The sequence below is a fragment of the Dactylosporangium sp. NPDC005572 genome, from assembly GCF_040605515.1.
Lineage (GTDB): Bacteria > Actinomycetota > Actinomycetes > Mycobacteriales > Micromonosporaceae > Dactylosporangium.
The window spans coordinates 1-19,235 of sequence record NZ_JBEXCY010000009.1; the positions used below are offsets into that span (position 1 = coordinate 1).

The window sequence follows — 19,235 nt, forward strand, 5'->3', positions numbered from 1 at the left end:
AGCTGGTGCTCTCGGTGGTGACCGTGACCGGCACCGAGTAGATCGCGAGCATCGGGAGCCCGGCCAGCGCGGGCCGGCGCAGGACGACCGCGAACAGGTCGACCATCAGCGCGACCACGGCGACGCCCAGCGTGGCGAGGAAGAGGAAGCCCTCGCGGTCGCCGACCGGTGTCGCGAACTCGCTCATCTCGGTGGTCGCCGTGCTCAGGAGCTCGCCGAAGTGCGCGATGCTCCCCGGCGACGGGATGATGCCGAGGAACTCCTGGTGACTGCGGAACAGCCAGGTCAGCGCGAAGAGCCCGGTCAGCGCCATCGAGGCGGTCGGCGCCCAGGCCGGCGCGCGCAGGCTGCGCACCAGCAGCCCCACGCCGCACATCGCGGCGACGACGAGGAACGAGCGGATCGCCCAGGTCTGGTGCTCGAAGACGTTGATGAGCGGCAGCGCGGACAGGAACGCCGACCCGGCCGCGATGAGCGTGAGGTGCTTGCGCTGGTTCACCGGACGCCTCCCGCGACGCTCTCGGCGGACGCGGCCCGCCAGGCGAAGCCCTGCGACCCCCGCCCCGTCTGTGGCCACAGCGCGGGCAGCTTCGCCCCGTGCGGCACCTCCACGACCCGCCAGCCGCTGCGCAGCAGGGCCAGCGACGCCACGCCGTGGGCCCGGTCGGCCTCCTCGCGGGCGGCGGTGGGCAGGTTGAGCCAGGTGGAGGAGTCGATGGACAGCGCGATGCAGGTCGCGTTGTTCGACCGGAACCCGGCCAGCAGCTCGGCCTCGGCCGACGACAGCAGGCCGAAGATGCCGATGATCAGGCCGCCGTCGCTGCGCCGGCGGACCCGCTCGATCAGGGTGCCGATGTCGCCGCGCTGGGCCAGCCGCACGTCGGCGAGCTGGTCGAGCAGCGGGCCGTCGCCGTCGATCTCGGTCGCGTCGACGTCGACGCCGGCGTCGGTCACCAGGCGCATCTTGTACCCCGCGTGGCGCAGGTGGACCGCGATGCTCGCGGCGGCCGACACCGCCCACTCGAAGCTGGCGGTCGGCCCCTCGCCGCGGTGCGCGGTCGAGCGGGTGTCGAGCACGACCGTCGCCCGGCTCTCCCAGGGCTGCTCCTCGCGGCGGACCATGAGCTCGCCGGTGCGCGCCGTCGAGCGCCAGTGGACGCGGCGCAGGTCGTCGCCGTAGCGGTACTCCCGAGTGGCGGCGTCGTCCTCGCCGTGCACGGCCACCGACCGGGCGCGGCTCTCGCCGGAGCCGGCGAACTCGCCGGCCAGCCGGACCGAGGGCAGCGGCACGACCTGCGGGATGACGGTGAGCCGGTCGACCGACGGGAAGGCCCGGGTCAGCTCGCACAGCCCGAACGGGTCGGTGAGGCGCACGACCAGCGGGCCCACCTCGTAGCGGCCGCGGACGTCGGCCCGGACCGTGTAGGCGACCGAGCTGGCCTGGTGCGCGCCGAGCTTCTCCAGCACCAGCCGGGGCCGGCTGCCCAGTGCATAGGGCAGGCGGTCCTCCAGCAGCATCGTGCCGGTCGGGAGGCGCGAGAGGTTCTGCAGCCGCAGGATCACCCGGGCACTCGCGCCGACCTGGACGCGGTGCGGGTCGAGCGTGCGGCTGCAGGACAGCCGGTACCGCGTGCGGCCGACATACGCCGCCGACAGCAGCGGCAGCGCCGCGAGCAGCACCGCGACGCGCAGGAGATCGCGCTCGCCCAGGATGAACGAGGCGATGAGGGCCGCTGCGGCGGCGGCCAGGAAGCTACGGCCCCGTGTGGTGAGCCCCCGCAGCGCTTCCCGCATGCTCAACGACCTCCGTACTGCGGGCCGCGCGGCCGCGTGTCATCGCGCGGCCGCGTGTCATAGGGCGACCTCGGCTGCCGGTCCGACGGCAGCGGCAGGCGGTGCACCAGCTCGGCGATGATCGCGTCGGTCGTGCGGCGGGACAGCTGGGCCTCGGCCGTCGGGATGACGCGGTGGGCGAGCACCGGCACGGCGAGCGCCTGCAGGTCGTCGGGCAGCACGAACTCGCGGCCCTCGATCGCGGCGACGGCCCGGGCGGTGCGCAGCAGCTGCAGCGTCGCGCGCGGGGAGGCGCCGAGGCGCAGCTCGCCCGACTCGCGGGTGGCGGTGACGATGTTGACCGCATATTGCTTTACCGCGTCGGCGACGTGCACGTCACGGACGGTGGCGATCATCCGGCGGATCATGGTCGCGTCGGAGACCGGCGAGAGGTCGTCGAGGGCGTCGTGGCGGCCGTGCACGTCGAGCATGGCGAGCTCGGCACCCATGTCCGGGTAGCCCATCGCGATCCGGGCGGTGAACCGGTCGCGCTGCGCCTCGGGCAGCGGGTAGGTGCCCTCCATCTCGATCGGGTTCTGCGTGGCGATGACCATGAACGGCACCTGGAGCGGGTAGGTGGCGCCGTCGACCGTGACCTGGCGCTCCTCCATGCTCTCCAGCAGCGCGGACTGCGTCTTCGGCGAGGCGCGGTTGATCTCGTCGCCGACGACGATGTTGGCGAACACCGCGCCCGGCTTGAACTCGAAGTCGCGCGTCTCCTGGTTGTAGACGCTCACGCCGGTGACGTCGCTGGGCAGCAGGTCGGGCGTGAACTGGATGCGGCGCACCGAGCAGTCGATCGAGCGGGCCAGCGCCTTCGCGAGTTTCGTCTTGCCCACGCCGGGAACGTCCTCGATGAGGAGGTGGCCCTCAGCGAGCATGACGGCGAGCGCCAGCCGCACGGTGGCGGTCTTGCCCTCGATGACCTGCTCGATGTTGGCGACGATCCCCTCGGTCGCGGCGCGGAACTCGGGGGCGGGGAGCGGCGCCCCGAGCTCCTCGAACGTGCGGTGCCTGGTCAACTGGCCTCCTCATGGTCGTGCCGTGGCCACCGTCAGGTGTAAGACCCATAGGTGAACCGCTCGGTTGCCCGGAGATTTCGGCGTTCACGGGCAACCGACGCCGTTGGTATCCCCTCAGGCTAGCGGGGGAATTGACAGACCGCCGGACGGGATTCCGTCATTGCGGACATCCCGCCCCCAGCCGTCCGACCAATTTTCAACGGCGACCGACTACCCCTGCGAATGTCCGACAAACGGCGCGTTCGAGATGTAGGCAAGCGTCGATTGCGGCAAACTGATCGCCGTGGATGACGGGCAGCTTCTGAACGGCCGCTACCGCCTTCTTACCCGGCTCGCCGAGGGCGGATCGGCCGAGGTCTGGCGGGCACTCGACGAGATTCTCGGGCGACCGGTCGCGGTGAAGGTCCTCGCCGCGCGGTACGCCGACGATGACGACCGCCGGCGCCGGATTCTGCGTGAGGCCCGCGCGTCCGCGCGCCTTTCGCACCCGAATGTCACCAACGTCCATGACTACGGAGAGACGCCGGACGGTGAACCGTTCGTCGTGATGGAGCTCCTCGACGGCCCGACCCTGGCCGAGCGGCTCGCCGGCGGGCCGTTGCCGGCCGGGCCGGCCCTGCGGATCGGCGCCCGGATCGCGGCCGGACTGGCCGCCGCGCATGCCGCGGGTCTGGTACATCGGGATGTCAAGCCCGCCAATGTGGTCATTACCTCGGAATCGGTAAAACTGGTCGATTTCGGAATTGCCGGCTTCACCGGCGAACCCGGCGATCCCGACCCCGCCGCGCCGGTTCTCGGCACGCCCGCCTATCTGGCCCCCGAGCGGCTGCTCCACGACGACGTGACGACGGCCAGCGACGTGTACTCGTTCGGCGTCCTGCTCCACCGCGCCCTCACCGGCCGCCTGCCGTGGCCGGCGGCGACCATCGAGGAGCTGGTGGAGGCGCACGTCGAGCGGGAGCCCGAGCCGCTGCCGGACCTCCCGGGGGTGCCCGACGAGGTGCGCGACCTGGTCGCGGCCTGCCTGGCCAAGCACCCCGGCGACCGGCCGCTCGCCGCCGACGCCGCCGCCCTGCTGAGCGGGCTGGCGGCCGAGCCGGCCGTCGGGATGGCGGCCGTGGCCGACCCCGACTGGAACGCCCCGACCCGCGCGATCGGCATCTGGGCCGACCCCGGGCCGGACGGCGCCGCCGAGGAGTTCCACGACCGCCGCCGCATGCGGCTGGCCCTGGTCCTGTCGGTCGCCGCGGCCGTGCTCGTCGCCTCGTTCGTGCTCAGCCGCGACGCCGGCACGCCGTTCGTCGAGGCGGGCCCGACCGCCGACCTGCCGACCGCGGTCGTCCCGGCCGATCCGTCCGCCGATCCGTCCGCCGATCCGTCCACCGGTCCCGAGCCGGGCGCCGAACCGGGCCCGTCGGACGAGGCGGACGGCGGCGGCGAGCCGATCAGCCAGGCCGGCGCCGGCGGCGACAACCGCCCGGGCAACGCGATCGTCGGCGACGACCCCACCGGGGGCAACCCCGGCAACCCGGGCGCCGACCCGACCACCAACCCGCCGGCCAACCCGCCGGCGACCACCGCGCCGCCGGCCACCCAGGCGCCGATCGTGCAGCCGAGCGAGGCGCCGGAGGTCACCGCCCGGCTCGGCACGCTCGGTGGTGTGGTCGTCGCCAGCTGTGTCGGCAGTACCGTGCGGATCCTCGACGTCCTGCCGGTGCTCGGCTCGACCCTGCTCAGCGTCGACCGCGGCCCCCGCCAGCAGGCCCGGGTCGAGCTGAACGTGGCCGGGGTGCGTCTCGGGGTGACCGTGGCGTGCCGGTCGGGCGCGCCGGCCATCGTCGGCTGAGCATTACCGGAAGGAACGCACGGCCACCCTGGGGTACACTCGCTGCTATGACCCCGGCGGTCCGGCTTCTTAGCGAGCCGTGCTGACGCACCAGCTGCGACAGCACGGCGACCCCTCCTGCGTGAGGGGTTTTTTCATGCCCGGAGAATGCTGTGGGGAATCCCGAGACCTGAGGTGGCGACAGTCATGAGCGAGGCAGTGACCGACGGAGCGGTCGACATCCCGCCGTACCGCTATACCGCGGCGACGGCGGGCGACATCGAGGCGTGCTGGCAGGACTACTGGTCCGAGCAGGGCACGTTCCACGCGCCGAACCCGACCGGCCCGCTCAGCGACCCGAGCCACCCGCGTGCCGGCGCACCGAAGATGTATGTGATGGACATGTTCCCCTATCCGTCGGGGTCCGGCCTGCACGTGGGCCACCCGCTGGGGTACATCGGCACCGACTGCTACACGCGGTACTTCCGGATGGCCGGCTACAACGTGCTGCACCCGATGGGCTTCGACGCGTTCGGCCTGCCGGCCGAGCAGTACGCGGTGCAGACCGGCACGCACCCGCGCACCACGACCGAGGCCAACATCGAGCGGTACCGCGGCCAGCTGCGCCGCCTGGGCCTGGCCTACGACGACCGGCGCAGCGTCGCGACCACCGACACCGAGTTCTACCACTGGACCCAGTGGATCTTCCTGCAGATCTTCAACTCGTGGTTCGACGCCGGGCAGGGCCGGGCGCGGCCGATCGCCGAGCTGGTCGAGGAGTTCACGAGCGGCACGCGGGCGACGCCGGACGGCCGTGCGTGGGCCGAGCTGAGCCCGGTCGAGCGCCGGCAGGCCATTGACGACCACCGCCTGGCCTACATCTCCGAGGCGCCGGTCAACTGGTGCCCCGGCCTGGGCACCGTGCTGGCCAACGAGGAGGTCACCCCGGACGGGCGCAGCGAGCGGGGCAACTTCCCGGTCTTCAAGCGCAATCTGCGCCAGTGGATGATGCGGATCACCGCCTACAGCGACCGGCTGCTGGACGACCTGGACCGGCTGGACTGGCCGGAGAAGGTCAAGACCATGCAGCGCAACTGGATCGGCCGGTCGCGCGGCGCGCACATCGACTTCCCGACCGGGGTGGGCGAGCCGATCCGGGTCTTCACCACCCGCCCCGACACGCTGTTCGGCGCGACGTACATGGTGCTGGCGCCGGAGCACGAGCTGGTGGACGCCATCGTGCCGGCGGCGTGGCCCGACGGCACCGCCAACGCCCACTGGACCGGCGGCAAGGCCACGCCCGCCGAGGCGGTCGCCGCCTACCGCGCCTTCGCGGCGGGCAAGACCGACGTCGAGCGGCAGGCCGACGCGAAGGAGAAGACCGGCGTCTTCACCGGCGCGTATGCGACCAACCCGGTCAACGGCACCAAGATCCCGATCTTCATCGCCGACTACGTGCTGGCCGGCTACGGCACCGGCGCGATCATGGCGGTGCCCGGCCAGGACGAGCGCGACTGGGAGTTCGCTGAGGTCTACGACCTGCCGATCATCCGTACCGTGCAGCCCTCCGACGGGTTCGACGGGAAGGCGTTCACCGGCGAGGGGCCCGCGGTCAACTCGGGCTTCCTGGACGGGCTGGGGATCGCCGACGCCAAGTCGAAGATCATCGACTGGCTGGAGGCCAACGGCCACGGGCAGGGCGCGATCACCTACCGGCTGCGCGACTGGCTGTTCAGCCGCCAGCGGTACTGGGGCGAGCCGTTCCCGATCGTCTACGACGAGACCGGCCTGCCGGTCGCGGTGCCCGAGGCGCTGCTGCCGGTGACCCTGCCGGACGTCGAGGACTTCTCGCCGCGCACGTTCGAGGTCGACGACGCCGGCTCGATGCCGGAGACGCCGCTGTCGCGGGCCAAGGAGTGGGTCGAGGTCACGCTGGACCTGGGCGACGGGCCGAAGACGTACACCCGCGAGACGAACGTGATGCCGCAGTGGGCCGGCTCGTCGTGGTACGAGCTGCGCTACCTGGACCCGAGCAACGGCGCGAAGCTGGTCGACCCGGCCAACGAGCGCTACTGGATGGGCCCGCAGCGCGACGGCGACGTCGGCGGCGTCGACCTGTACGTCGGCGGGGTCGAGCACGCGGTGCTGCACCTGCTGTACGCGCGGTTCTGGCACAAGGTGCTGTTCGACCTGGGCCACGTGTCCTCGGAGGAGCCGTTCCGGCGGCTGTTCAACCAGGGGTACATCCAGGCCTACGCCTACAAGGACGCCCGCGGCGTCTACGTCGAGGCGGAGAAGGTCGAGGAGCGCCAGGCCGGGAAGTTCTACTACGGCAACGACGAGGTCGTGCGCGAGTACGGCAAGATGGGCAAGTCGCTGAAGAACGTCGTCACGCCCGACGAGATGTGCGAGCGGTACGGCGCCGACACGTTCCGCGTCTACGAGATGTCGATGGGCCCGCTGGACGTCTCCCGCCCGTGGGAGACCCGGGCGGTCGTCGGCGCGCACCGCTTCCTGCAGCGCGTCTGGCGGCTGTTCGTCGACGAGCAGACCGACGCCCTGCGCGTGGTCGACGGCCCGATCGACGACGAGACCCGCCGGCTGCTGCACCGCGTGACCGACGGCGTGCGGGTCGACATCGAGGAGATGCGCTTCAACACGGCGATCGCCAAGCTGATCGAGCTGACCAACCGGGTCACCCAGGTCTCGGCCGCGGGCACCTCCCGCGAGGTGGCCGACCCGCTGGTGCGGATGATCGCGCCGTTCGCCCCGCACCTGGCCGAGGAGCTGTGGCAGCGGCTGGGCAACGAGTCCTCGGTCGCCTACGCCGACTTCCCGGTGGCCGACCCGGCGTTCCTGGTCGCCGAGTCGGTGACCTACCCGGTCCAGGTCAACGGCAAGGTCCGCGGCAAGGTCGAGATCGCGGCGGACGCGGCGGAGGATGTGGTACGGGCGGCGGCGCTGGCTGCCGTCGAGTCGCACCTGGCGGGCAAGGAGCCCCGGAAGGTCATCGTCGTCGCCGGCCGCATGGTCTCGGTCGTGGTCTGACGCTCACGCGAAAGGGCGGGCCCCGCTTGGGGTCCGCCCTTTTTCGCGCTATGTCCGCGGGGGAGGCGTCAGCGGACCGCCGACAGGCGCTCCTCGCGGAGCTTGGTCGGCCAGCGGTCGTCGATCGGCTCCAGCTGGAGGCCCGTGGCCCAGCGGATGAGCAGGTCGGCGATCGCGGGGTTGCGGGCCAGCGCGGGGCCGTGGGAGTACGTGCCCAGGATCCGGCCCTTCCAGGCGCCCTCGGACGTGCCGTCGTTGCCGATGCCGGTCGTCACCCGGGCCAGCGGGCGCACGCCCGGGCCCAGGTGGGTGCGGCCGCCGTGGTTCTCGAAGCCGGTCAGCGTCGGCACACCCAGCATCGGGTCGACCTCGCCGGCCAGCTCGCCGACCGCGCGGGTCTCGCCGCGGTCGGAGTTGATGTCGAGCAGGCCCAGGCCGGGGCACTTCGTGCCCTTCGCGAAGAACGAGTGGCCCATCAGCTGGTAGCCGGCGCAGACCGAGAAGACGGTCGCGCCGCGCTCGACGGCCCGGTGCAGGCCGCCGTCGGTGAGGAGCCGCTGCGCGGCCAGCGCCTGCGGGCCGTCCTCGCCGCCGCCGATGAGGTACACGTCGCCGTCGGCCGGCACCGGCTGGTCGGCCCGGACCTCGGCGCACTCGACCGGCAGGCCGCGCAGGTCGGCGCGGCGGGCCAGGATGAGCAGGTTGCCCCGGTCGCCGTAGGTCGACAGCAGGTCCGGGTACAGCCAGATGAGGCGCAGGTGGGACTCAGTTGACACGGTCCAGCTCCGCTCGGATGTCCTGGAATGCGGTGTAGTTGGCGATGACCTCCAGACGCCCCGGCGGCACCAGGGAGAGCGCCTGGCCGAACGACTTCACGTGCTCGAACGGCACCTCGTTGACCTCCAGGCGCACGGCGAGGTCCATCGCCCGGTCGCCGGTGACCAGCACGCGCCGGCCGCGCAGCGGGGAGAAGTCCACGTCGTAGAGCCAGGAGGTGTCCAGGCCGTCGGGGTCCCGCGCGTTGATCGACAGCAGGGTCGGCACGTCCTCGGCCATGTCGAAGGCCTCCAGCCAGCCGGCCGGGTTCTTCGACAGCAGCAGCCGGATCGTGCGCCCGTCGCGCTCGACGGTCGCGTAGCGCCCGGCGATCGAGGCGACCTTGGCCAGCTCCGGCACCGCCTTCGCCGTCGGCACGCCGAACTGGGCGGCCACGGCCAGCGCGGTCGCCGCGTTGGCCTTGTTGACCCGGCCGGGCAGCTGGAGCTCGATGTGGTGGTACTGCCCGGTGTTGTCGACGACGCCGTCCCCGCTGATCGCCCAGTGGGGGATCGGGCGGGTGAGGTTGCCCTGGACGCACGCCCACTGCTCGCCGCTGCGCTCGATCGACGCGCCGCACTCCGGGCACACCCACGAGTCGTCGTGGAACCGCTGGCCGGCGGCGACCCAGGTCACCGGGGTGCCCTGGGCGACGGCCTTGCCGGCCGCCCACACGACCATCGGGTCGTCGGCGTTGGCCACGATGTGCAGGCCGCGGCCGGGCAGCGCGTCGCGCCACAGGGCCGCCATCATGGCGACCTCCTTGGCCCGGTCGAGCTGGTCGCGGCTCAGGTTGAGCAGCGCGACGACCCGCGGCCTGGTCTGGTCGAGCACCTGCTTGAGGTAGTGCTCGTCGACCTCCAGCACCGCGAACGGGGTGGCGCCGGCCTTGGCCAGCGCCGACGTGTGGCCGGTCGGCATGTTGGCGCCGAGGCTGTTGGTCGCCACGTCGCCGAGCACGCCCATCGCGGCCGCGGTCAGCCGGGTGGTGGTGGTCTTGCCGTTGGTGCCGGAGATGAGCGCGATCTGGCGCCCCGCCGCGAGCTCGGCGAGCAGGTTGGGATCGATCATCAGGCCGATCCGGCCGCCGATGACCGAACCGTCCCCCCGGCCGGTGGCGCGGGACAGCGCGGCCGCGCCGCGCGATAGTGAACTGGCGAGCTTGGCCCGCATCGGCAGCTTGTTGTCCGTCATCTCGCTCTCACGGTGTTCGGGATGCGCTGACCCTACCCGGACGGGGCTGTTACTGGCTCCACGGGCTTCCGGCTGTTCCTAGCTCCCCGGGCTTCGCCCGCGGGTTCGTGGGGGGTTCCCACCCCACGCCCCCCATGCGCCGCTGCGCGACGCACTGTTACCAGCTCCCCGGGCTTCGCCCGCGGTTTCGTGGGGGGTTCCCACCCCACACCCCCCATGCGCCGCTGCGCGACGCACTGCTTTTGGCTTCGCCCGGGGTCTCGGCACCCCCAGGCGCCGTTGCGTGACGGACTGTTACCAGCTCCACGGGCTTCGCCCGCGGGTTCGTGGGGGGTTCCCACCCCACGCCCCCCATGCGCCGCTGCGCGGCGCACTGGTGCTGGCTTCGCCTGTGGTCTTGGCACCTCCATGTGCCGTTGCGCTACGCGCCTTCTTGCTCCGTGGAGTCCTCCACTTTGCTCCACCCTGGGCTGGGGCGGTGCGGTGATCGGGCCTGCGAAGCGCCCTCCTGGGCGGTTTGTGGGGGTTTGGAATCCGGCTACACCTGCGAATTCACCCGTCGGCCGATCGGTCACCCTCGGCGTCCTCCACCCGGCGCCACCCCGTTTGACGTGGGGATTCTTCACGCACACCGATGTCACCTCCCGTGGTTTTCCGTTGACGGTGGAGGGAAGTGGAGTACAGTGGAGCGCGATGGCGGAGCCGGGGGGCTCGGCCGGCCCCGGGGGGACCGTTCGCGGTGGGAAGGGGTGGATGCCGCATGTTTCTCGGCACCCACACTCCTCGCCTGGACGAAAAGGGCCGGTTGATCCTGCCGGCCAAGTTTCGGGACGAGCTGGCGGGAGGTGTCGTGATCACCAAGGGACAGGAGCGCTGCCTCTACGTGTTCCCCGGCACCGAGTTCGCCCGGATCGCCGAACAGCTTCGTGCCACGCCGATGACCAACAAAGCGGCCCGGGCCTACAGCCGGGTGTTCTTCGCCAGCGCGCACGACGAGGTTCCCGACCGGCAGGGTCGGGTCACCATCCCGCAGCATCTCCGCGAGTATGCCGGGCTGGACCGCGAGCTTGTCGTGATCGGTGCGAGCACCCGGGTGGAGATCTGGGACAAACAGGCATGGGACACCTACCTCGCCGACAGCGAAGAGGACTTCGCCGGCATCGAGGAGGGGGTGCTGCCGGGCGGGCTGTGAGGTCCATCTGCAGACACCCAGACGAGCCCGCCGTACCGCGAGCTCTCCAGCCGCTCCATGGTCCTGACGCCACTTCCCCGGCGCCAGGGCGGGGTGGGCGGATGGAGAGCTGGCGGTACGGCGCTCGTGCACTACCGCACCCAACGACCGGGTGATTGAGAAACCGGCGGGTTGGGGAAGCAAGATCAGCACGACGGCGGGCCGCGAACCCGCCGCGGTAGGGGGTCGACGATGGGGGAGCGGGACATCCATGTTCCCGTGCTGCTCGAGCGCTGTCTCGAGCTGCTGGCCCCAGCGCTGGCCCGGCCGGGCGCGCTGTACCTCGACGCCACGCTCGGACTCGGTGGTCACGCCGAGGCCGTGCTGCGGGCGTATCCGGGGGTGCGGCTGCTCGGCCTGGACCGTGACCCGCAGGCACTGGGCCTTGCGGGACAGCGGCTGGCGCCGTTCGCCGACCGGATCCGTCTCGTGCACGCCGTCTACGACGAGCTGCCCGAGGTCCTGGCCGGCGAGCAGATCGACGGTGGCCTGTTCGACCTGGGCGTCTCGTCGCTCCAGCTCGACGACGCCGCCCGCGGGTTCGCCTACGCCCAGGACGCACCGCTCGACATGCGCATGGACCAGACCCGCGGCATCACCGCGGCGGAGGTGCTCAACACCTACAGCCACGGTGACCTCGCTCGGGTGCTCCGGGTGTACGGCGAGGAGAAGTTCGCCTCCCGTATCGCTCAGTTCATTGTCCGGGAACGGGCCAAGGCCCCGCTCACCGGTTCGGCCCGCCTTGCCGAACTGGTCCGCGAGGCCATCCCCGCACCCGCGCGGCGGACCGGCGGCCACCCGGCCAAGCGCACGTTCCAGGCGCTCCGCATCGAGGTCAACGGCGAGCTGGCCGTCCTCGAGCGGGCGATCCCGGCGGCGCTCGACGCGCTGCGGCCGGGCGGGCGCCTGGTGGTGCTGTCGTACCACTCGCTCGAGGACCGCCTGGTCAAACAGGCGATCGCCGAGCGGACCCGCTCGACCGCGCCGGTCGAGCTGCCGTTCGAGCCGCCCGGCAGCGAACCGACGCTGCGGGCGCTCACCCGGGGGGCCGAGCTCCCCGACGCGGCCGAAGTCGCGGCCAACCCGCGGGCGGCGTCCGTTCGACTCCGCGCCGTGGAACGCAAGGACCGTCCCAAGAGGACAGGCACATTGGGGGAGGTGTGATGAACGTGACGACACTGCCGGCCAACCGGCAGCGCGGCAACCAGCAGGCCGCACCGCGGTCGGGGGGCCGGACCACGGAGCGAGCTGGATCGGGTCCAGAGCCGGCAGGCCGCGACGTAAAAGCGGGTGCTGAGCACGACGAGCCGGACCACCTGATCGACGGCGCGACGGCACTCCAGCCACAGCGCGAGACCACGACGCCGGGCAGCACGCCCGGCAAGCAGCAGGGGCCGCCCCGGCTTCGCGTGGCGCCGCCGGCACCGGTCAGCGCGCCGCGGGCGCCGTTCGTGGCGCTCGTGCTGGTGCTGGTGCTCGCCGGCGTCATCGGGATCCTGGTCCTCAACACGAGGATCGCCGAGAACGCCTTCAAGCTCGACGCGCTGAAGACCAAGCAGAGCGGTCTCGACCGCGACGAGCAGCGACTGCGCAGCGACCTGGCGGACAAGGAGTCGCCGGTGACCCTGGCGTCGCGGGCGAAGCAGCTGGGCCTGGTGCCGTCGCGCACCCCGGCCTTCCTGCTGCTGCCGGACGGCACGAAGCTCGAAATGCCGGGTCCCGGCAAGTAAGGGCCGTGACGAACACCGAGGAAAGTCAGGACGATGGCTGGCGACACTCCTGAACGGCGGGGCGGGACCGAGCGGCGCGGGGGCGCCGACCGACGCGACGCCACCGGCCGCGGGAGTGACGCCGGCCGGCAACGGACGGGCGGCCGCGCCGGCACGGGGGGTGCCGGCGGGGCCGCCCGTCCCCGCGCCGGCACTGCCGACGGGGCCGAGCCGTCGCGCGGCACGATGTCCGAGGCACGCCGGTACACGCCGCGGGGGCGGTCCGTCCGTGACGCCTCCGTCGAGGCCGGCAGCCAGCACCGCGGCGACCCGTTCCGGCCGGCCCTGGAGGTGCTCCAGGGCGGCCGGGCCGACCAGCCGCGGGAGCAGCCCCGCCGCACCGACCCGCAGCGCCGGGCGGCCGCGGCCCGGGCGACCGAGCCCAAGGCCGCCCCCGAACGCACGGCGGCGGCACCGCAGAAGGCGCCCGCCCGTGACGCCCAGCGCAAGAGCGCCGAGCGCGACACCGCGGTCAACGGCGCGGCCCGGTCCGGGCGGACCGCCGGGCGATCCACCGGCGCGCGCGGCGCGACGCCGGCGAAGCCGACTCCGCGCCGGACGGCCAAGGCGGCCCAGGCGCGCGGCGGCACCCGCGGCACGCGGCCGGTACGGAAGCTGAGCCGGGTCAAGGTCCCGCGGCCGCCCCGGCGCCCGAAGCAGCCCAGGCTCGCCGAGCCGCGCCGCCGGCTGCGCCTGGCCACCGTGCTCGCGCTGCTGATGTTCGCCGCGATCGGCGTCCGCCTGGTCCAGCTCCAGCTCACCGACGCGCGCGCATACGCCGCCGCGGGGCTCGAGGACCGCCTCATCAAGGAGATCCTGCCCGCCTCGCGCGGCGCGATCCTCGACCGCAACGGCAAGATCCTCGTGCACTCCGTCGAGACCCGCTTCGTGACGGTCGACCCGATGGTGGTCAAGGACCCGGAGGGCCTCGCCGACAAGCTCTTCGCCGTGCTCGACAAGTACGGCGTGACCCGCTCCGAGCTGGTCCGCAAGCTGACGCCGCACAAGCGGGAGGACGGCAAGACCAACGCGCGCTTCGAGTACCTCGCGCACCAGATCGACGTCGCCGACGGTGACCGGATCGCCGCCATGAACATCGGCGCGCTGCGGGTCGCCCGCGACGAGCGGCGCCAGATCCCGGGCTACGACCTGGCGTCCAACGTCATCGGCTTCACGCGCAAGAGCGACCTGTCCGGGCAGCTGGGCATCGAACAGGCGTACGACGCGCAGCTGCGCGGCGTCGACGGACTGCACATCTACGAGCACGGCGAGGGCGACCTCGACAAGCCGCTGCCGCAGGGCTACGACGAGCTGCGCCCGGCCCGGCCCGGCAGCTCGGTCGAGCTGACCCTGGAGGCCGACCTCCAGTACTCCGTGCAGAACACGCTGTTCGAGCGGATGGAGCCGCTGGGCGCGTACTTCGCCAGCGCCATCGTGCTCGACGCGCGCACGAGCGAGGTCATGGCGATGGCCAGCTATCCGTCGTTCGCCGCGGGCGACCCCGGCAAGTCGCCGCCGGAGCAGCTCAAGGACCAGTGCACGGCGACCGTGTTCGACCCGGGCTCGGTGCACAAGGCGATCGTCATGGCGGCGGCGCTGCAGGAGGGCATCATCACGCCCACGTCGACGGTCACCGTCAACTCGAGCGTGAAGAAGGGCGACACGGTCTACAAGGACCACCCGCCGCAGAAGGACGGCACCCGGATGACCATCCCGGGCATCCTGGCGCTGTCGTCGAACGTCGGCACGATCGCCGTCGCCGACCAGCTCGGCAAGGACAAGCTGTACGAGTACCAGCAGAAGTTCGGTCTCGGCGCGCGCACCGGCGTCGGCCTGCCGAACGAGTCGGCCGGCCAGCTGCTGCCGCCGGACAAGTGGACCGGCTCCAGCCCGGGCTCGATCCCGATCGGCAACGGCGTCGCCACCACCGCGATGCAGATGGCCGCGGTCTACGCCACGATCGCCAACGACGGGCTGTGGGTGCAGCCGACGCTCGTCCGCAAGATCATCGCGCCCGACGGCAAGGCGACGAGGCCCGCGGCCCAGCAGACCCGCCGGGTGCTCGACCCGCAGCACGCCCAGGAGCTGCGGACCATGCTGGAGGGCGTGACGACGCTCGACGAGGCCACCGGCCGGCAGGCGTCGATCCCGGGGTACCGCATCGCCGGCAAGACCGGCACCTCGCAGGTCCCCGACAAGGGCGGCTACGCGCCGGGCGACGTGGTGACGTTCATCGGCATGGCCCCGGCCGAGGCGCCGCGGTACGTCGTGGCCGTCACGGCCCACGTGCCGAAGGGCGCCGGCGGCTCCGTGGCCGCGCCCGCGTTCAAGGAGATGATGGCGCTCACGCTCAGCAACTTCGGTGTCGTGCCCACCGGCACGACGGCCCCGACGCTGACGATCTACCCGTGACACCGGGTCTGGCGCCCCGCAGTGGGGCGGGTAGGGTCTGACCCCGTGCCCGGCTATCCCCGTCCGAGGAGTGTCCGCCCCGTGCTCATCGCCGAGCTGGGGGGCGCGGGCGACGTTGCCGTCACCGGGGTGACGCATAGTAGCTCGGCAGTTCACCCGGGTGACCTTTACGCGGCCCTGCCCGGCGCGCGGGTGCACGGCGCCCAGTTCATCGCGGACGCGGCGGCCCGCGGCGCGGTCGCGGTGCTCACCGACCGCGCCGGAGCGGAGCACGCCGGCGACCTCCCGGTCATCGTGGCCGACGACCCGCGGGCGGCGCTCGGCGAGATCGCCGCGAAGGTGTACGGCGAACCCAGCCGCCGGCTGACCGTCCTCGGCATCACCGGCACCGCGGGCAAGACCTCGACCGCCTACCTCATCGAGGCCGGCCTGCGCGCCGCCGGTCACGTCACCGGGCTCATCGGCACGGTCGAGACCCGGCTCGGTGACCTCGTCGTCGAGAGCGCCCGCACCACGCCGGAGGCGACCGACCTGCACGCGCTGTTCGCCGCCGCGCTGGAGCACGGCGTGCAGTCGGTCGTCATGGAGGTCTCCAGCCACGCGCTGGAGCTCGGCCGGGTCGGCGGGGTGCGGTTCGCGACCGCCGGCTACACCAACTTCGGCCTCGACCATCTGGACTTCCACCCCGACGTCGACGCCTACTTCGCGGCGAAGGCCCGGCTGTTCGACGGCCGCGCCGCGACCGAGATCCTCAACATCGACGACGCCAACGTCATGCGGCTGCGCAAGCCGGCCTCGTGGACGTACTCGGCGGCGGGCGACCCGGCCGCCGACTTCCGCGCCGAGGACATCGCCGTCGACGGCTACGGCCAGACGTTCACGGTCCGCCACGGCGACCGCTCGGCGGCCTCCGGCGTCCGCCTGCCCGGCCGGCACAACGTCGCCAACGCGCTGCTCGCCATCGCCTCGCTCGTCGCCGTCGGGGTCGACCTGGGCGTCGCTGCGGCGGCCGTCGCGGCCGCGCCCGGCTCGCCGGGCCGCATGGAGCAGGTCGACGCGCCGGGCGACGTGCTTGGCGTGGTCGACTACGCGCACAAGCCGGACGCGATGGTCGAGGTGCTCACCGCGCTGCGCACCCTCGCCGCCGCCCGCGGCGGGCGGGTCATCTGCGTCGTCGGCGCCGGCGGCGACCGCGACCGGGCCAAGCGCCCGCTCATGGGCCGCGCCGCCGCGCACGGCGCCGACCTCGTCATCGTCACCGACGACAACCCGCGCACCGAGGACCCGGCGCGCATCCGCGCCGAGGTGCTCGCCGGCACCGCCGACGGCGAAGCCGACGTGGTCGAGGTCGACGGCCGGCGGGCCGCGATCGCCCGCGCGGTCGAGGAGGCCAAGCCCGGCGACGTGGTGGCGCTGCTCGGCAAGGGGCACGAGCGGGGCCAGGAGGTCAACGGCGAGGTGCTGCCGTTCGACGACCGGGTCGAGCTCGCCGCGGCCCTGCGAAAGGCGGCCGGCGCGTGATCCCGATGCCGCTCGGCGAGATCGCCGCCGTCGTCGGCGGCGCGCTGCACGGTGCCTCGGAGCCCGTCGTCGACGGCCCCGTGGAGTACGACAGCCGCAAGATCCAGCCGGGCGGGCTCTTCGTCGCCTTCGTCGGGGACAAGGTCGACGCGCACGACTTCGCGGCCAAGGCCGTCGCGGACGGCGCGGTGGGCGTGCTCGGCAGCCGGCCCGTCCCCGGCGTGCCCACGATCGTGGTCGAGGACTCGCGTCACGCGCTGGGGCTGCTGGCGCGCGAGGTGCTGCGGCGGCTGCCGTCGCTGACCGTCGTGGCGGTCACCGGCTCGTCCGGCAAGACCAGCACGAAGGACCTCATCGCGAAGCTGCTCGACGTGCGCGGGCCGACGGTGGCGACGACCGGCTCGGAGAACAACGAGCTCGGCACGCCCTACACGGCCCTCAAGGTGTCGGCCGAGACCCGTTTCCTGGTCCTGGAGATGGGTTCCCGCGGCGTCGGACATCTCCGGTACCTCTGCGAGATCGCGCCCCCCGACGTCAGCGTCGTCGTCAACGTGGGTGTCGCGCACATCGCGGAGTTCGGGTCGGTCGACGGGATCGCGCTCGCCAAGGGGGAGCTCGTGGAGGCACTGTCGCCTTCCGGACTCGCCGTGCTGAACTCCGACGACGACCGGGTGCGGGCGATGGCCGCGCGGACGTCGGCGCCCGTTCTGCTGGCCGGGGAGTCGCCTGGTTCGGACATCTCGGGCAGCGACGTGGTGGCGCTCGACCGCGGGCGGTTCGGGTTCACGCTGCACGTTCCCGGCGCCTCGCCGGTGCCGGTGCGGCTCGCCGCCGCGGGGCGGCACCAGGTCGGCAACGCGCTCCTCGCCGCCGCCGTGGCGACGCACGCGGGGGTGGCGCCCGGCGAGATCGCCGCCGCCCTCGGAGATCCAGCGGGCTTGTCGACCCGAAGGATGGATGTCTTCGACCGTGCCGACGATGTCACGGTCATCGACGACTCGTACAACGCCAATCCGGCGTCCATGGCGGCGGCCCTCCGGGCGCTCGTCGTCGTGGCCGGGGATCGGCGCAAGATCGCGGTGCTCGGCTTCATGGCGGAGCTCGGCGAGTACGAGCGAGCCGGCCACGAGGAGGTCGGTCGCCTCGCCGCGGAACTCGGCGTCGACCGTCTGGTGGCCGTCAGCGAGCAAGCCGCGCCGATCCTGGACGGCGCGGCCGCCGTGGCGAGTTGGGGAGGAGACTCGGTGCTCGTGACCGATCAGGAGGCCGCCGCCGCGCTGCTGCGCGGGTCGCTGCTTCCGCGCGACGTGGTCCTCGTCAAGGGATCGCGGTACCGGACCTGGGACGTCGCTGACGCCCTGCGTGCTGAGGCGTCCGACAAGTGAGGGCCGTCTTCGTCGCGGCCTTCGTGGCGTTCCTGATCTCGCTGTTCGGCACGCCGATCGCCATCAGGTACTTCACCCGCCTCAAGGCGGACCAGCCCATCCGCTCCGAGGGTCCGCAGACCCACCTGGGCAAGAAGGGCACGCCCACGATGGGCGGCGTGGTGTTCATCTTCGCCACGCTCGTCGCCTACACCGGCGGGCACATCGCCCTGACCACCCTGCCGGACAAGCAGCTGCGCCCGAGCGGCCCGACCGCCACCGCCGTCGTGCTGCTGGGCCTGTTCGTGTTCACCGGCCTGCTGGGCTTCCTCGACGACTACCTGAAGGTCGCCAAGCGCAACAGCGACGGCCTCAACAAGCGCGGCAAGCTCATCGGCCAGGCGCTCATCGGCGCGATCTTCGGCGCGATCGCCCTCTACGTGCCGGCGAACGAGACCGGCCGGGCCGTCGTGACGACGGTCGCCAGCCCCAAGCTGTCCTGGGTCCACGACGTCGACTGGCTGAACATCACGAAGATCGGCGCCGTCGTCTTCTTCGTCTTCGTGGTCATGTCGATGTCGAACGCGGTCAACCTGACCGACGGCCTCGACGGCCTGGCGACGGGCACCTCGATCCTGGTGATCGGCAGCTACATGGCGATCGCCTTCTGGCAGTACCGCCACTGGTGCGCCGACACCTCGTACACCGCCAACTACTGCTACGACGTGCGCGACCCGCTGGAGATGGCCCTCATCGCCGGCGCCGCGGTGGGCGCCCTGGTCGGCTTCCTGTGGTGGAACACGTCGCCCGCCCGCATCTTCATGGGCGACACCGGCTCGATGGCGCTGGGCTCGCTCATCGCCGGCCTGGCGGTGGCCACGAAGACGATCCTGCTGCTGCCGCTCATGGGCCTGCTGTTCTTCATCATCGTGATCACCTGGATCATGCAGATCGGCTCGTACCGCACGACCGGCAAGCGCATCTTCCGCATGGTCCCCCTCCAGCACCACTTCGAGCTGGCGGGCTGGAGCGAGGTCAACATCGTGGTCCGCTTCTGGATCATCGCGGGTCTCGGCATGGCCGCCTCGCTGGGCCTGTTCGCGGCCGACTTCCTGCGCGTGATGAGCGGCTCCGGCTGACGCTCCTGCCGCTCCCATGATCCATGGAGCGTTCTGGCTGTCATGACGACCAGAACCCTCC

Annotated in this window: 14 protein-coding genes; 9 read left to right on the forward strand and 5 right to left on the reverse strand. The window is 72.4% G+C overall.

The window, feature by feature from the left end; translation table 11 throughout:
• The 3 genes from ABZS66_RS06855 to ABZS66_RS06865 form a co-directional block, all read right to left on the reverse strand.
• Positions 1-499: transglutaminaseTgpA domain-containing protein (locus ABZS66_RS06855; RefSeq protein ID WP_354755881.1), on the reverse strand; the 499-nt coding region annotated here is incomplete at its 3' end.
• A complete protein-coding gene (locus ABZS66_RS06860; RefSeq protein ID WP_354755883.1) occupies positions 496-1,794 on the reverse strand; it encodes a DUF58 domain-containing protein in 1,299 nt (432 codons plus the stop codon). The genes ABZS66_RS06860 and ABZS66_RS06855, both read right to left, overlap by 4 nt.
• 2 nt (positions 1,795-1,796) lie before the next feature.
• The gene (locus ABZS66_RS06865; RefSeq protein ID WP_354755885.1) at positions 1,797-2,855 is read right to left on the reverse strand and encodes a MoxR family ATPase; all 1,059 of its coding nucleotides are present in this window, start codon (positions 2,853-2,855) and stop codon (positions 1,797-1,799) included.
• A 283-nt stretch (positions 2,856-3,138) separates the two neighbouring features.
• Here ABZS66_RS06865 and ABZS66_RS06870 point away from each other — a divergent pair, with 283 nt between their 5' ends.
• Positions 3,139-4,701, forward strand: coding sequence for a serine/threonine-protein kinase (locus ABZS66_RS06870; RefSeq protein WP_354755886.1), 1,563 nt, complete (start codon positions 3,139-3,141; stop codon positions 4,699-4,701).
• A gap of 186 nt (positions 4,702-4,887) precedes the next feature.
• On the forward strand, positions 4,888-7,728 hold the full coding sequence (leuS, locus tag ABZS66_RS06875) for a leucine--tRNA ligase (protein ID WP_354755888.1): 2,841 nt from the start codon (positions 4,888-4,890) through the stop codon (positions 7,726-7,728).
• Between the two features lie 68 nt (positions 7,729-7,796).
• Here leuS and ABZS66_RS06880 read toward each other — a convergent pair whose 3' ends face one another.
• Positions 7,797-8,504 carry a glutamine amidotransferase gene (locus ABZS66_RS06880; RefSeq protein ID WP_354755890.1) on the reverse strand — a complete coding sequence of 236 codons (708 nt, stop codon included), beginning with the start codon at positions 8,502-8,504 and terminating at the stop codon, positions 7,797-7,799.
• Complete coding sequence (locus ABZS66_RS06885) at positions 8,494-9,738, reverse strand: MurT ligase domain-containing protein (protein ID WP_354755892.1); 1,245 nt, start codon at positions 9,736-9,738, stop codon at positions 8,494-8,496. The genes ABZS66_RS06880 and ABZS66_RS06885 overlap by 11 nt, the downstream gene beginning before the upstream one ends.
• Before the next feature lie 760 nt (positions 9,739-10,498).
• Here ABZS66_RS06885 and mraZ point away from each other — a divergent pair.
• From mraZ to mraY, 7 genes are all read left to right on the forward strand, one after another.
• Positions 10,499-10,930 carry a division/cell wall cluster transcriptional repressor MraZ gene (gene mraZ, locus ABZS66_RS06890; protein WP_354755894.1) on the forward strand — a complete coding sequence of 144 codons (432 nt, stop codon included), beginning with the start codon at positions 10,499-10,501 and terminating at the stop codon, positions 10,928-10,930.
• A gap of 231 nt (positions 10,931-11,161) precedes the next feature.
• A complete protein-coding gene (gene rsmH / locus ABZS66_RS06895) occupies positions 11,162-12,133 on the forward strand; it encodes a 16S rRNA (cytosine(1402)-N(4))-methyltransferase RsmH (RefSeq protein WP_354755896.1) in 972 nt (323 codons plus the stop codon).
• Positions 12,133-12,699, forward strand: a complete 567-nt coding sequence (locus ABZS66_RS06900) for a hypothetical protein (protein WP_354755898.1) — start codon at positions 12,133-12,135, stop codon at positions 12,697-12,699. The genes rsmH and ABZS66_RS06900 overlap by 1 nt, the downstream gene beginning before the upstream one ends.
• A 225-nt stretch (positions 12,700-12,924) precedes the next feature.
• The gene (locus ABZS66_RS06905) at positions 12,925-15,150 is read left to right on the forward strand and encodes a penicillin-binding transpeptidase domain-containing protein (protein ID WP_354755900.1); all 2,226 of its coding nucleotides are present in this window, start codon (positions 12,925-12,927) and stop codon (positions 15,148-15,150) included.
• 45 nt (positions 15,151-15,195) lie between these two features.
• A complete protein-coding gene (locus ABZS66_RS06910; protein WP_354755902.1) occupies positions 15,196-16,671 on the forward strand; it encodes a UDP-N-acetylmuramoyl-L-alanyl-D-glutamate--2,6-diaminopimelate ligase in 1,476 nt (491 codons plus the stop codon).
• Positions 16,668-18,056 (forward strand): UDP-N-acetylmuramoyl-tripeptide--D-alanyl-D-alanine ligase, encoded by a 1,389-nt coding sequence (gene murF / locus ABZS66_RS06915; protein ID WP_354755904.1) that lies wholly within the window; start codon positions 16,668-16,670, stop codon positions 18,054-18,056. The genes ABZS66_RS06910 and murF overlap by 4 nt, the downstream gene beginning before the upstream one ends.
• Complete coding sequence (gene mraY, locus ABZS66_RS06920) at positions 18,053-19,174, forward strand: phospho-N-acetylmuramoyl-pentapeptide-transferase (RefSeq protein ID WP_354755906.1); 1,122 nt, start codon at positions 18,053-18,055, stop codon at positions 19,172-19,174. Before murF ends, mraY begins: the two co-directional genes overlap by 4 nt.
• The last annotated feature ends 61 nt before the right edge of the window (positions 19,175-19,235 follow it).

Coding starts and splice junctions, on each gene's coding strand:
- ABZS66_RS06860 (WP_354755883.1), bottom strand. CDS start 1,794: ATGCGGGAAGCGCTGCGGGGGCTCACCACACGGGGCCGTAGCTTCCTG.
- leuS (WP_354755888.1), top strand. CDS start 4,888: ATGAGCGAGGCAGTGACCGACGGAGCGGTCGACATCCCGCCGTACCGC.
- ABZS66_RS06885 (WP_354755892.1), bottom strand. CDS start 9,738: ATGACGGACAACAAGCTGCCGATGCGGGCCAAGCTCGCCAGTTCACTA.
- mraZ (WP_354755894.1), top strand. CDS start 10,499: ATGTTTCTCGGCACCCACACTCCTCGCCTGGACGAAAAGGGCCGGTTG.
- rsmH (WP_354755896.1), top strand. CDS start 11,162: ATGGGGGAGCGGGACATCCATGTTCCCGTGCTGCTCGAGCGCTGTCTC.
- ABZS66_RS06900 (WP_354755898.1), top strand. CDS start 12,133: ATGAACGTGACGACACTGCCGGCCAACCGGCAGCGCGGCAACCAGCAG.
- ABZS66_RS06905 (WP_354755900.1), top strand. CDS start 12,925: ATGTCCGAGGCACGCCGGTACACGCCGCGGGGGCGGTCCGTCCGTGAC.